12 protein-coding genes are annotated in these 12724 nt (G+C 59.3%); 4 read left to right on the top strand and 8 right to left on the bottom strand.

What is annotated here, in order from left to right:
- Positions 1 to 143: 143 nt before the first annotated feature.
- The gene (locus ETW24_RS09780) at positions 144 to 728 is read right to left on the bottom strand and encodes an HNH endonuclease (RefSeq protein ID WP_129370889.1); all 585 of its coding nucleotides are present in this window, start codon (positions 726 to 728) and stop codon (positions 144 to 146) included.
- A 228-nt stretch (positions 729 to 956) separates the two neighbouring features.
- On the opposite strand from ETW24_RS09780, the gene ETW24_RS09775 reads away from it, so the two are divergent.
- Together ETW24_RS09775 and ETW24_RS09770 are read left to right on the top strand one after the other, a co-directional pair.
- Positions 957 to 1610, top strand: a complete 654-nt coding sequence (locus tag ETW24_RS09775; protein WP_129370888.1) for a pseudouridine synthase — start codon at positions 957 to 959, stop codon at positions 1608 to 1610.
- 12 nt (positions 1611 to 1622) lie between these two features.
- The gene (locus tag ETW24_RS09770; protein ID WP_129370887.1) at positions 1623 to 2045 is read left to right on the top strand and encodes a VOC family protein; all 423 of its coding nucleotides are present in this window, start codon (positions 1623 to 1625) and stop codon (positions 2043 to 2045) included.
- Between the two features lie 137 nt (positions 2046 to 2182).
- On the opposite strand, the gene ETW24_RS09765 is transcribed toward ETW24_RS09770, so the two are convergent.
- Positions 2183 to 2848 (bottom strand): alpha/beta hydrolase, encoded by a 666-nt coding sequence (locus tag ETW24_RS09765; RefSeq protein ID WP_129370886.1) that lies wholly within the window; start codon positions 2846 to 2848, stop codon positions 2183 to 2185.
- Positions 2845 to 3441, bottom strand: a complete 597-nt coding sequence (locus ETW24_RS09760) for a DNA-3-methyladenine glycosylase family protein (RefSeq protein ID WP_237454492.1) — start codon at positions 3439 to 3441, stop codon at positions 2845 to 2847. The genes ETW24_RS09765 and ETW24_RS09760 overlap by 4 nt, the downstream gene beginning before the upstream one ends.
- Positions 3442 to 3599: 158 nt before the next feature.
- Here ETW24_RS09760 and ETW24_RS09755 point away from each other — a divergent pair, with 158 nt between their 5' ends.
- Positions 3600 to 4817 carry an MFS transporter gene (locus ETW24_RS09755; protein ID WP_129370884.1) on the top strand — a complete coding sequence of 406 codons (1218 nt, stop codon included), beginning with the start codon at positions 3600 to 3602 and terminating at the stop codon, positions 4815 to 4817.
- 61 nt (positions 4818 to 4878) lie between these two features.
- On the opposite strand, the gene ETW24_RS09750 is transcribed toward ETW24_RS09755, so the two are convergent.
- The 5 genes from ETW24_RS09750 to ETW24_RS24800 all read right to left on the bottom strand — a co-directional run bounded on the left by ETW24_RS09750 (position 4879) and on the right by ETW24_RS24800 (position 10107).
- Entirely contained in the window at positions 4879 to 5655 is a 777-nt protein-coding gene (locus ETW24_RS09750) for a squalene/phytoene synthase family protein (protein WP_129370883.1), read from the bottom strand.
- Positions 5645 to 7279: a citramalate synthase gene (gene cimA / locus ETW24_RS09745; protein ID WP_129370882.1), complete on the bottom strand. Its 1635-nt coding sequence runs from the start codon at positions 7277 to 7279 to the stop codon at positions 5645 to 5647. The genes ETW24_RS09750 and cimA overlap by 11 nt, the downstream gene beginning before the upstream one ends.
- Positions 7279 to 8661, bottom strand: a complete 1383-nt coding sequence (cysS, locus tag ETW24_RS09740) for a cysteine--tRNA ligase (protein ID WP_129370881.1) — start codon at positions 8659 to 8661, stop codon at positions 7279 to 7281. Before cysS ends, cimA begins: the two co-directional genes overlap by 1 nt.
- Positions 8662 to 8961: 300 nt before the next feature.
- Entirely contained in the window at positions 8962 to 9543 is a 582-nt protein-coding gene (locus ETW24_RS09735; protein WP_129370880.1) for an outer membrane protein, read from the bottom strand.
- 243 nt (positions 9544 to 9786) lie between these two features.
- Positions 9787 to 10107: a hypothetical protein gene (locus ETW24_RS24800; protein WP_237454487.1), complete on the bottom strand. Its 321-nt coding sequence runs from the start codon at positions 10105 to 10107 to the stop codon at positions 9787 to 9789.
- Positions 10108 to 10751: 644 nt separating this feature from the next.
- On the opposite strand from ETW24_RS24800, the gene ETW24_RS09725 reads away from it, so the two are divergent.
- Entirely contained in the window at positions 10752 to 12302 is a 1551-nt protein-coding gene (locus ETW24_RS09725; protein WP_129370878.1) for a trimethylamine methyltransferase family protein, read from the top strand.
- Positions 12303 to 12724: the final 422 nt, after the last annotated feature.

Below are 12724 nucleotides of genomic sequence, written 5' to 3'. Positions count from 1 at the left end.
CTCCGGCCTTTTCGCCTGATCACCGCACTTTTAGCCCTGCAGGCGACGCTCAAGGGGATCTGAGCAACGGCGCCTAACGTAGGCTGGGACAAAGGCGGAAAGGCCGGACACCTTAATTTTCAATAGGTGTTAATAAGTTTTCTTCAGGCGTCCAATTCAGTATCCCAGTAAAGGAAATCCATCCAGCTATCGTGAAGATGGTTCGGCGGGAACTTGCGTCCCGTATTGCGCAGTTCCTCTGCGCCTGGACGGCGCGGCGGTTTGCGCAAGGACATGCCAGCCCGATGCAGCGATTTCGAACCCTTCTTCAGGTTGCAGGGGCTGCAGGCCGCCACCACGTTTTCCCAGCTGGTCACCCCGCCGGCCGCACGCGGCACCACATGGTCAAAGGTCAGGTCGCCCTTGCTGCCACAGTACTGGCAGTGGAATTCATCCCTCAAAAATAAATTAAAGCGCGTGAATGCCACGCGCTTTTGAGGTTTCACATAATCTTTCAGAACCACCACAGAGGGTATTCGGATCTCGGTGCTGGGACTGTGCACCACCTCGTCATACTCAGCCACAATCGCCACGCGGTCGAGCCAGGCCGCCTTGACCGCGTCCTGCCAGGACCACAAGGACAACGGGTAATAGGATAATGGCCGGTAGTCTGCATTCAGCACCAGCGCCGGGTGCTGCTTCAGCGCCCCTGGAGATCTGACAAACTCTGCTCTGAAATCGCCATCCATTGTGAACGTCTTCCTCGCACTGATCTTCCGTTATCCGGAACCAGAGCGGGGAAACCGCCCCAGCTTTCATTTGACTATATCTCGTGGTTAGCACCTGACAAGCCCTGATGATCCACAATATCTCGGGATCTATCTAAGCTGATTCCGTGACAATGCGGTGAAAGTTATCCACAAGCCTGTTTTGTGTTCTCTCTTGCTCTGCCTGATTGGCCCGCCTATTGCCATGCCATGACCCGCCTGATCCGCTTCAACAAACCTTATGATGTGCTGCCCCAGTTCACTGATCGCGGCAGTCAGGGCAGCCCCCGTGCCACGCTGAGCGATTTCATTGACTGCCCCAGTGTTTATGCTGCCGGCCGTCTTGACCGCGACAGCGAAGGGCTGATGCTGCTGACAGACAACGGCCGGCTGCAGTCCTGGATCACCGACCCGAAACATAAAATGACCAAGACCTATTGGGTCCAGGTCGAGGGCAAACCTGACGCTGAGGCGCTCAAGTTACTTGCAGAAGGCATTGAATTGAAAGACGGAAAGACTCTGCCAGCCAAAGCCCGGCTAATGGATGAGCCGCCGGGCCTTTGGGCCCGCACGCCGCCTGTCCGGATGCGCAAGACCGTCGCCGACAGCTGGCTGGAACTGACAATCCGCGAGGGCCGCAACCGGCAGGTAAGGCGGATGACAGCCGCGGCCGGATACCCGACGCTGCGCCTGATCCGCTATAGCATCGGCGCTTGGACACTCGAGGGGCTGGCTCAGGGAGCGTGGGACGATCTTGAAGCCCCAAAGGTGCCAGGGCCGCCCAAACCTTCGCAAAAACCGCCCCGCAGGCCCAAGGCATCTGCGAACCGGAACCCGGCAAGTGACAGGCCGCGGCGGCGCTGATATCCTGTCAGCATGCCACCGCAAGCCCCTGCCCCCAAAGCCATTCTGGAAACTGCGCTATATGCCGATGATCTGGACGCGGCAGAAGAATTCTACGGCCGGATCCTGGGACTTGAGCGGATTCAACGGGTCGGTGACAGGCACGTCTTCTTTCGCTGCGGAACTTCGGTATTGCTGATTTTCAATGCTCAGGAAACCATAAAGCCGCCCGGCAATCCGCGTTTACCAGTGCCGCCGCATGGCAGCAGCGGCCCGGGGCACATATGTTTTGCCCAGCCGCGGGCAGACCTGCTTTTGATGCGCGGCCGTCTGGTGGCATCAGGGATTGAAATTGAGGCTGAGTTCGACTGGCCCAGCGGAGCGCACTCCCTCTACTTCCGCGACCCGGCAGGAAACTCGATTGAAATCGCCGAACCGCAGCTTTGGGCTTATTGAATCGGCTGCAGCGCGCCGGAAAATTTGAATTTTCCGGCCAAAATTCTTGCCAAGAATTTTGCGGGCCCGCCGGGTCCGGACCCGGTTCGCCTCATCTTTGATGGAGCAGCCCAGGGCGGGAAGTCTTTGATCCAGCGTTACAACCCCAGCTTATCGCGCATAAAGGCCAAGGCTACGCTCAAGCCATCCGGTGCGATGCCATGGCCCGTGCCCTTTTGAATATGGGCAAAGACATCCTGAAAACCGGCCTCCTGCAAAGCTTCCGCCGCTTCCGGCAAGGATTGCACCGGCACCACATCGTCCTGATCTCCGTGCACCAGCAGGATCGGCATCTTGGACACGGCTTCGTCCTTGAGCAGTTCAGGCGCCAGCAGACGGCCGGAAAAGGCTACAATACCGGCCACCGCGTCTTCTCGCCGTGGAGCAATCTGCAGGCTCATCATTGTGCCCTGGCTGAACCCGAACAGCACCACCTGTTCCGGCAGCACGTCCTCGTCCACCATCAGCGCATTCAGGAAGGCATTCAAATCTTCTTCGGCCGCCTGCATGCCGCGCATGCTTTCCTCTTCCGAAGAGCCGTCGATCCAGGGAATCGGAAACCACTGATAGCCCATCGGAGCGCCGGCACAGGCTTCAGGCGCGTCAGGCGCGACAAACAGCGTATCCGGCAAATGTTCAGCCAAAGGGTCCGCAAGCCCCAGCAGGTCGGCGCCATTGGCGCCATAACCATGCAGGAACACCACAATCGAGCGGATATCGCCGGAGAGCGGCTCTTTGCGGCCGGCATTCAGTACACGAGTCATCGGATCCCTTCCCTGTCCTTCGCCACCCGGTAATAGGCCCAGAGAATGCGCGCCGCAACCGATCGCCAGGGCGACCAGTCTTCGGCCATTTGCCGCAGTTCCCGGTCCTTGGGGCGGGCCGGCAGATCAAACAGCACCCGTGCCGCCTCCTGAAGGGCCAAATCGCCAGGGGCAAAGACATCGGCCCGGCCCAGCGAAAACATTGCATAAATCTCAGCCGTCCAAACACCGATCCCCGGGACCTCGACCAGACGTGTAATCACTTCCGCATCCGGAACGTCCCGCAAGGCTTTGAAATCAATGCGTGCCTCAGCCAGTGCACGGGCATAGCGGATCTTCTGGCGGCTGAGGCCTGCTGCGCGCAGATCCTCATCCGTGGCCCACAGTATCTTACGCGGCCCGGTGAGCCTGGCGGCCTTCATCCGGGCCCAGATCGCCTTGGCGGAGGCCACACTCACCTGCTGGCTGACAATTGCGCTCAACAGCTCGGCAAACCCGTCCGGCTTGCGGCGCAGCGGCAATGGGCCGGTCAATTTCAAAGCATCGGCAAACCGGCTGTCCTGCGCGGCCAGCCATTCGGCGCCCTCACTCACGCAGGCGTCGCATTGGATAATCCGTCCCGCTCCCGGCAGGAATGTCTGTCCATCTGACGCCACGTTACCCCCTGATTGGCGGCGGTTGAAAGAAACCGTGATCGCAGGGCCTGGCCCGCTGGCTTGCTCCTGCACATATTCACAGCTACGCATCCCACATGACCATAAGCATGACCACCCCCAGCGACACAGTCGCCAAGAAAAACGTCGCCATCCTGGTGCTGGCCCAGGCGATCCTCGGCGCCCAAATGCCGATGATTTTCATTGTTGGCGGCCTGGCCGGCCAGTCGCTGGCCTCGAACCCCTGTTTTGCAACGCTGCCGATTTCGCTGATTGTCGGCGGCTCGATGCTGGCCGCCACGCCCATCTCGGCCATTATGCAGCGCTGGGGCCGGCGGGCCGGGTTCTTTACCGGCGCGGCCTTTGGATCTGTTGGCGGGCTGGTCGGCGCTTACGGGTTGTACCTTGGCTCCTTTCCCATCTTCCTGCTCGGCAGCCTGCTGACCGGCGTTTATATGAGCGCGCACGGTTTCTACCGTTTTGCTGCCGCCGATACGGCGTCCGAAGCGTTCCGCCCCAAGGCGATTTCCTATGTTATGGCCGGCGGCCTTGCTGCTGCTATCATCGGACCTCAGATTGTCAAGTTTACCAGCCAAGCCTTTGTTATTCCTTTTCTCGGTACCTATCTGGCGGTGATCGCAGTCAACGTCTTCGGGGCTGCACTGTTCTTGTTTCTGGACATTCCAAAGCCGCCCGCACCTAGCGAGGACAGCCCCAAGGGCCGCAGCCGTCTGGAATTGCTGAAGACCCCGGTGATTGCGGTTGCCGTGATCTGCGCCATGGTCTCCTACGCCTTGATGAACCTGGTGATGACCTCCACACCTCTGGCGGTGGTCGGCTGCGGTTTTACCGAAGGCAATGCTGCCGACGTGGTCACCTCTCACGTTCTGGCGATGTATGTGCCGTCCTTCTTTACCGGCCACCTGATCGCCCGCTTCGGTGTGGAAAAGATTGTGGCCGCAGGCCTGGTTATCCTTGCCGGTGCCGGTGCTGTTGCCTTGCAAGGCGTTGAAATCGAGAACTTCTTCATCGCGCTGGTGCTTTTGGGCGTGGGCTGGAACTTCGGCTTTATCGGCGCCACAACCATGCTGGCCGGCGCACATGAAAGCTATGAGCGCGGCCGGATGCAGGGGCTGAACGACCTTCTGGTCTTTGGCGGGGTCACCATGGCGTCGCTGGCTTCAGGCGGGCTGATGAACTGCTCGGGCGGCAACCCTGCAGACGGCTGGAGCGCCGTGAACATGGCGATGGCTCCCTTCCTGGTGCTGGCAGGCGGCGCGCTGGTGTGGCTGGTGATGCGCCCCAAAGAGGCCTGATGTATCCTCCTGCAATAACAAAAAAGGCGCCCGATCAGGCGCCTTTTTCTTTGATTTCTATCTACCAGCGGCCAAGGACAGCCCGCCGCATCAGGCCTGTTCTTCGCCGGAATTCGCTTTGCCCTAATGCACCCTGCGCCACCCGCTCCGGCTGTTTCTCCGCCTGTTTCAGAATGGCCTCGGCCTGCCATCCCGCCAACAACGCCCTGCCTGCCTGTTTCGAAACCGCGCTGCGATCCGCGCGGGCTTTAGTCAGCTGCTGCAACCCTTTGCGCGCCAAAGCCTGCACGCCTTCCAAGGTCCCATCCAGCAACGGAATCCGCTTCTGCGCTTCCAGCTCCGGAATGGCGCGCAACCAATTGGCAATGCCCGCGCCATAGGCAAAACCCCGTACAACGGCTTCATCCGCCTGACCTAGTGACGCTGCCGCCATCCACATCAGCGAACCGCTGGTGCGATCAATGTAGCTATCAAATTCAGCTTCATCAGCAAAGGGATCCTTGTATATATCCCAACGCCGCGCCCCGGCCATGCCGTCGATGCAGGCAGCCAGTTCCGGCTTCAGCAGCCGCCCCAATGGCGTGGCCGCATAGTGGCGGCGGACAGAACCCCCCTCGGCAATCTCGGCGCCTGCATCGCGCCACCATTGCACCCGCATTTCGGCAATCATACTCTCCTGGCTGGCCCAGGGTGCCCGCGCCAGTTCGATATTGAAAGCATAGAGCGCAAACAGCAACGGCCGCGCCTGAACCGGCGCAGCCATCGTGGCCAAAAACCGGTCCGGGTCGCTTTGCTGGACCAGCTCGGCGCAGGCCGTCAGATCAGCATCAAACGTCATCCGCCTGCCCGGCCCCGCCGTCATGGATCAGCTTCCAGCGGATCGCGTCCAGCAGCGCCTCAAACGACGCATCGATGATGTTCGGGCTGACGCCAACCGTCGACCAGCGATGGCCCTGGCTGTCTTCGCTGTCGATGATAACCCGCGTCACAGCCTCGGTGCCGCCTTGGGTGATCCGCACCTTGAAATCGACCAGCCGCATATCTTCCAGCTGTGCAGAATAGCGCCCCAGGTCCTTGCTCAGCGCCCGCGCCAGAGCGTTGACCGGACCACGATCGCTGCCGGTATCATCAAGGGATTCACTGACAGACAGCCGCTTTTCGCCATCGACCTTCACCACCACAACCGCCTCTGACAGGCTGACCATCCGGTTGTATTTGTTCTTGCGCCGCTCAACGGTGACCTTATAGCGTTTGACTTCAAAGAATTCCGGCAGCTGCCCCAGCTCCTTGCGCGCCAGCAGCTCAAACGACGCCTGCGCGGTGTCATAGGAATACCCCTCTGCCTCACGCGTCTTGATCCGTTCCAGGATCAGCGCCAGTGCCGGATTGCCTTTGTCCACACTCAGACCCGCATCAGTCAAACGCTTGCGCAGGTTCGACTGACCGGCCTGGTTCGACATCGGTATAACCCGCGCGTTGCCAACCTTGCCCGGCTCTATGTGTTCATAGGTCGAAGGATCCTTGAGGATCGCGCTGGCGTGCAGACCCGCCTTATGGGCAAAGGCCGAGGCCCCCACATAAGCCGCCTGCCGCACCGGAACCCGGTTCAGGATATCGTCCAGCATCCGGCTGATCCGGGTCAGGCTTTCCAGAGCTTCATGGGTGACGCCTGTCTCAAACCGGCTGGCATAGGGTTCCTTCAACAGCAGTGTCGGGATCAGCGCAGTCAGGTTGGCGTTGCCGCAGCGTTCACCCAAGCCGTTCAGTGTGCCTTGCACCTGCCTCGCTCCTGCTTCCACAGCCGCAAGCGAGCAAGCGACGGCGTTTTCCGTGTCATTATGGGTATGTATGCCAAGTTTCTCACCTGGAATTCCGGCGGCAACAACTTCTGAGACTATCCGCTTCACTTCGGATGGCAGGACGCCGCCATTGGTGTCGCACAGCACTACCCAGCGCGCCCCGGCCTCCAGTGCAGCCCGGCAAGCATTTAGCGCAAAGCCGGGGTTATCCTTATATCCATCAAAGAAGTGTTCGGCATCAAACAACGCCTCGCGCCCCTGCGCTACGATATGGGCGATCGAGGCACGGATGTTTTCCAAGTTCTCGTCCAGGGTGATCCCCAGCGCCTGGGTCACATGGTAGTCATGGCTCTTGCCCACCAGACACACCGCTGGCGTTCCGGCATTCATCACCGCCGCCAGAACATCGTCGTTTTCCGCTGACCGTCCTGCCCGCTTGGTCATACCAAACGCAGTCATCGTGGCGCGTGTATCAGGCGCCTCGTTGAAAAACGCACTGTCGGTCGGGTTCGCCCCCGGCCAGCCGCCTTCGATGTAATCAACACCAAGTCCGTCAAGCGCATGGGATATTTGAATTTTTTCTGCGGTTGAGAATTGCACCCCCTGGGTCTGCTGCCCGTCCCGCAAGGTTGTGTCGTAGAGGTAGAGGCGTTCTTTGGCCATCAAAGCGCCTCCAGTTTCGCAGGGTCAAATCCGGGCCCCGGCACCAGTTCGACACCCGCCTTGCTCATCCGCACTTCCAGACCCGCTTCTATCAAGGCCGCCTTCAGACGATCAACTTCAGAAAAATCCTTCGTTTCCATGGCGTTCTGGCGCGCTTTGAAGAGGATTTCTTCATACCCGGAGAGATCCACTGCTGGTCCGGCAGCCCACGCACCCATCTCATTTGTCAGCAGCCCCAGCAAATTGGCAGATGCCAGCAGACCGGCTGCGTCACCAGCCGCCGCCAGCTTGTGCAGCTCCGCAATGACACCAGCGGTATTCAGGTCATCCGCCAAAGCCGCCAGAACCGCGGCAGCAGCGCTGGACGCGGGTTCGATGCCCGTGGTCAGCGCCCGCCACTTGCGCAGCGTCGCCTCGGCCTCTTTTGCCTTTTTGTCAGTCCAATCCATCGGTTTTCGGTAATGGGTCTGCAAAAACACAAGCCGGATCACCTCGCCCGGATAGCCCTGATCCAGCAGGTCACGCACGGTGAAGAAGTTGCCCAGGCTCTTGGACATCTTCTTTCCCTCGACCTGCAGCATCTCGTTGTGCAGCCAGTACCGTGCAAAGCTATCGTCGCCATTGGCGCAGCAGCTTTGCGCAATTTCATTCTCGTGGTGCGGGAACATCAGATCATTGCCGCCGCCGTGAATGTCAAAGGTCCCGCCCAGAAGCTCATATGACATTGCCGAGCATTCAATGTGCCAGCCAGGCCGTCCGCGGCCCCAGGGGCTGTCCCAGCCTGGCAAGTCATCAGTGGAAGGTTTCCACAGCACAAAATCCATCGGGTTCTTTTTGTAGGGCGCGATTTCCACCCGCGCGCCGGCAATCATGTCGTCCACCGACCGGCCCGATAGTTTGCCGTACGACTCTTTCCAGCTGTCGACAGCAAACAGCACATGGCCTTCAGCCGCATAGGCGTGGCCCTTGGCGATCAGATTCCCGATCATCGCCACCATCTGCGGGATGTATTCGGTTGCGCGCGGCATGTGGTTGGGCTGCAGCGCGCCAAGTTCACCCATGTCATCCAGGAACCACTGGGTGGTCTCGGCGGTGATATCGCCGATCTGGCGTCCGCTTTCGGTGGCACGTGCATTGATCTTGTCATCCACGTCGGTGAAGTTCCGGGCGTAAGTCACTTCCGCCGCTCCATAAACCTCGCGCAGCAGACGATATAGCACATCAAATACCACCACTGGACGCGCATTGCCCAGATGCGCCCGGTCATAGACCGTGGGACCGCAGACATACATCCGTACATTGCTGGCGTTGATCGGCTCAAAGACCTCCTTCTTGCGGGTCTTCGTATTCTGCAGCTTGATCTCTATGTCCATGGTACCCATGCCCGGTTCCTCTCCCATGCCCAGCCAGAAACGGCCAGCATCACCCGTTGCGCGCAGCGCGGGCTTAGCAACTTGTCAGAGAAATGAAAACGACAGAAACCGGCCCGCTGATATGTCAGCAGGTAATGCAGCAGTTAATGATGGTGCAATTTTGGTTCATGCAGGTTGCTTAGCACGGGACATTCCGCCCGCCAAGCCTTTTGCCTCAAACAGCAACGGCCGCCCGGTCCGTCTTGGGCCCGGACCGGGCGGCCAAGGGCGCGACGGAACAGGAGTGCCGCGCCCGTAATTTTGTCAGGCTTAGAACTTGAAGGACGCGCGCAGCGATACCGATGTGGCATCCGCCCCCACGCCCGAGTTGCCGAACTGGTCGAACTCATGCTCCAGCACTTCGCCGCCGATTTGCCACTGATCGGTCACCTGATAGGCAATGCCGACACCGTAGAACTCACCGGTTTCGCTGCCCAGAGAGCTGTCAGCTTCGGCCACGCCACCGGTCACATATGCCAGCACATTGCCAAAGTCATAGCCGGCCTTCACCTTGGCGCGGGCAACCGAGTCAACAGTCGCACCGCCGCCCAGATCCAGGTCGGTTGCATCATATTCCAGTTCGCCGCCCAATACGAAACGGCCGAAATCATGGTTGTAGCCGCCGTGGATACCATAAGCGGTATCGTCTCCAGAGGCGCCGTTGCTGGCGTCTGCATCCAGCTGGCCGACCTGACCACCCAGGTAGAAACCGGTCCAGTCGCCGCCATCGTTGGCCACCGGAACAGGCGCCGGAGCTGGAGCGGGTTCAATCACCGGATCACTTACATTGCCGGCAAAGGCCGCACTGCCCATTACGGCGGCGATGGCTGTCATAGCTACGAAACGAGTCATTCAGACTTCTCCTTTTGCAGTCCCGGCGCAAGCTGTGCGCCGGTGTCAGCTACAAAAGGGTTCTGCACAGGAACTTCCAGAGCCGCGTTGATCACGCCTGCTGAACTGGCAGTGACTGGCCGAAAATTCCCGGACACGTGCGTCTTTCCGCCGGAATCCGCAGGCAGGAAATTGCCAAGCCATTGAAAACCGGCCTCTCCGGTCCTAGTGGCGGCAACGCTGTCTAATGTTTAATAGACCGGGTCAAAACCGGAAAGCGGCACTCACCGACAAGGTCTCCCCACGCGGGCTGGCAGTGCCGTCCCTTGGTCCGGCCTCGTGGTGAAGCAATTCTCCGGTCACCTGCAGCGCGCGGTTCAGCGAAACCCGCATACCCAGGCCAAACAGCGGTCCTTGCCGCGATCCGCTGGACGTTTCCGCCTGCACCCGGCCCAGGGTGACGAACCCTGTTGCGGGACCAAAGTCATAACCGGCGTGCAACCGCAGCTGGCGGGTCTCTTCCGCTTGCACCGCTTGTGTCAGCAGGCCTGACTGCTCCATCGTGACAGTGCCGGCCAGGATCATTCCCCCCAAATGGCGGCCATATGCAAATTGGAAGGAGCGTGCTTCACTTGTTAGCCTGCTGCCAGTTGCAGCAGCCGGCTGACCTGTGAAACCGGAGGGCAACGGCCGCCATTCTTCCGCGGCAGATGTCTGAGAAATCAGAGCCGCCGCCGCAAATACCGCGGCTAGAGAGCACCTGTGTCTGGCCTTTTTAACCATCGGCATGTGGCTGTGCCTTTTTGAAATGCGCTGGATCAGCGCTTCATCCCCAGGATATCCAGTATAGCCATTAATGCTTAATATTTGGTTCCCGAACTCACTTTGCCAACAATGAACCACTCCGTGAAGCGTTAAAAATCAAGGTTACTGCATTAAAAATGATGAAATTTTCGGAAAAAGCATGCGGCTTCTCAGGTCTCTTGGCACTCTCCGTCCAAATGAAAAACATGTCGTTTTTTTCACCAAGGTCGCTATTGTGCTAGAAACGACGCAAAAGCGTGCCAATTTGCAGGGAACTGAACAGGAGTCCGCATGCAAGGTGAACGCTGCCATGTCAGCCTTATCTGCCGCACCATTGGTGCGGCACGGGGCCGTGCGGCAAGGGGGCGGCCGCAGTGAGTTGACGATTTAACACTTCAACTCACTTCTTCTGAAAGGCTCACAGAATGAACGATCAAGCCTCCCCGTCCCGCGCTGCCCGTAGCGGAGGGCGCAATGCGCGCCGTGCAGCCCGCGCTGCTGCATTGCCGGAACACCTGCGCCCGGTCCGCCCCGGCATGGAATCCACTGCGCTGAAGTTGCTCAGCCAGGCTGACATGGAAAAAATCCATGAGGCCGCCCTGACCGCGCTGGAGGAAATCGGTCTTGCCGACGCGCCGCAAAGCGGCATCGACTACCTGACTTCCGCCGGCTGCGTGCTGGGTGATGACGGGCGCATCCGGTTCCCGCGCGCGCTGGTCGAAGACACCATCGCCAAGGCAAACCGCTCCGTCACCCTGTTCAGCCGGGATGGCAAGTCTGACCTGCAGTTGTCTGGCGGCCGGGTTCACTATGGCACTGCTGGCGCCGCGGTCAGCGTGGTAGACGTCCACGGCAAGGAATACCGCGATTCAACTGTGCAGGATCTGCACGACGCTGCGCGCATCTGTGATCAGCTGGACAATATCCACTTTGTCCAGCGTCCGATGGTATGCCGCGACATCCCCGACAATCTTGAGATGGACCTGAACTCCATCTACGCGACCACCGCAGGCACAACCAAACATGTCGGCGTCTCCTTTAGCGAACCGGATTTCGTGAAGCCGGGACTGGAGCTGCTGCACATGATTGCGGGCGGCGAAGACAAATGGCGCGAGCGGCCTTTTGTGTCGAACTCAAACTGCTTTGTTGTGCCTCCCATGAAGTTTGCGACCGAATCCTGTGAAGTGATGGAGGAATGCATCAAAGGCGGCATGCCGGTGCTGCTGCTGTCGGCGGGCATGGCCGGGGCAACCGCCCCATCGTCCATCGCCGGCGCCATCACCCAGGCGGTAGCGGAATGTCTCGCCGGCCTGGTTTATGTTAACGCTGTAAGTCCAGGCGCACCCGCTATTTTCGGCACTTGGCCCTTTGGTCTTGATCTGCGTACCGGCGCGATGTCCGTGGGCTCCGGCGAACAGGCGTTGCTGACTGCAGGCTGTGCTCAGATGCATAAATTTTACAATCTGCCAGGCGGCGCCGCGGCTGGCGCATCGGATTCCAAATTGCCGGATATGCAGGCCGGCTGGGAGCAGATGTGCTCTGCGGTTATGGCGGGGCTTTCCGGCCTCAACATGGCCTATGAAGCTGCCGGAATGCACGCGTCACTGCTGGGGTTTTGCCTTGAGTCGCTGATCTTGGACAACGACCTTCTCGGCCAGGCGCAGAGATGCGTCCGCGGCATTGAGGTGAACGATGAAACCCTCGCTCTGGACCAGATGCGCGCCACTTGCATGGGCGGGCCTGGCCATTATCTGGGCACCGATCAAACCCTCAGCCGGATGCAGGTCGACTATGTTTATCCGGATCTGGGCGACCGGACATCCCCCAAGGAATGGGTGGAGCTTGAAAAGCCTGACCTGATCCAAAAGGCTATTGCCAAGAAGGAGAAGATCCTGTCCCAGCGCGCATCCGCACGGTTTGATGCCGCAACCGACATGGCAATCCGCGAGACGTTCAACATCTACCTTCCGGCTTAACCGGATCTTCCAGATGCGCTGACACGGGCCGGAGTTTTCCGGCCCGTTTTTTTGTGACCGGCACAAAAAGCAGGACGGCGGGTTCGGGAACTCTGGGCGTTTCCCTGCCCCCTCAGCTATCTCAGCCTGTAAGTTAAGAAAATTTTCACAAAGCACTTCTGTCACACCTAAAAGGATGATAACCTTTTATTAACACGCGAAAAATTTCAGGACTCCTCGCCAAAACACGGCGTTCAATCTGCAAAAACACGCCTGTATTTGAGCAAAATGACTTTGAGTAACTGCAAAGGTACCTGCATTTGACCTAGCGTTTTGCGGGTTGGTTTTGCGAAACTGCAAGGTGAATGGGGCTTCAATCTCACTAGCGTTCGATTGCGCTACTGCAAGGCAGGGACATATGATCACCTGAGAAACCCCATAGA

Source organism: Leisingera sp. NJS204 (genome assembly GCF_004123675.1).
In the GTDB taxonomy this organism is placed as follows: domain Bacteria; phylum Pseudomonadota; class Alphaproteobacteria; order Rhodobacterales; family Rhodobacteraceae; genus Leisingera.
This window is presented reverse-complemented; position numbering and strand designations above follow the sequence as displayed.

What these genes read in the sequence shown, in the direction of transcription:
- ETW24_RS09780 (WP_129370889.1), bottom strand. Translation starts at nt 728, where the DNA reads ATGGATGGCGATTTCAGAGCAGAGTTTGTCAGATCTCCAGGGGCGCTG.
- ETW24_RS09775 (WP_129370888.1), top strand. Translation starts at nt 957, where the DNA reads ATGACCCGCCTGATCCGCTTCAACAAACCTTATGATGTGCTGCCCCAG.
- ETW24_RS09770 (WP_129370887.1), top strand. Translation starts at nt 1,623, where the DNA reads ATGCCACCGCAAGCCCCTGCCCCCAAAGCCATTCTGGAAACTGCGCTA.
- ETW24_RS09765 (WP_129370886.1), bottom strand. Translation starts at nt 2,848, where the DNA reads ATGACTCGTGTACTGAATGCCGGCCGCAAAGAGCCGCTCTCCGGCGAT.
- ETW24_RS09755 (WP_129370884.1), top strand. Translation starts at nt 3,600, where the DNA reads ATGACCATAAGCATGACCACCCCCAGCGACACAGTCGCCAAGAAAAAC.
- ETW24_RS09750 (WP_129370883.1), bottom strand. Translation starts at nt 5,655, where the DNA reads ATGACGTTTGATGCTGATCTGACGGCCTGCGCCGAGCTGGTCCAGCAA.
- cimA (WP_129370882.1), bottom strand. Translation starts at nt 7,279, where the DNA reads ATGGCCAAAGAACGCCTCTACCTCTACGACACAACCTTGCGGGACGGG.
- cysS (WP_129370881.1), bottom strand. Translation starts at nt 8,661, where the DNA reads ATGGGTACCATGGACATAGAGATCAAGCTGCAGAATACGAAGACCCGC.
- ETW24_RS09735 (WP_129370880.1), bottom strand. Translation starts at nt 9,543, where the DNA reads ATGACTCGTTTCGTAGCTATGACAGCCATCGCCGCCGTAATGGGCAGT.
- ETW24_RS24800 (WP_237454487.1), bottom strand. Translation starts at nt 10,107, where the DNA reads ATGATCCTGGCCGGCACTGTCACGATGGAGCAGTCAGGCCTGCTGACA.
- ETW24_RS09725 (WP_129370878.1), top strand. Translation starts at nt 10,752, where the DNA reads ATGAACGATCAAGCCTCCCCGTCCCGCGCTGCCCGTAGCGGAGGGCGC.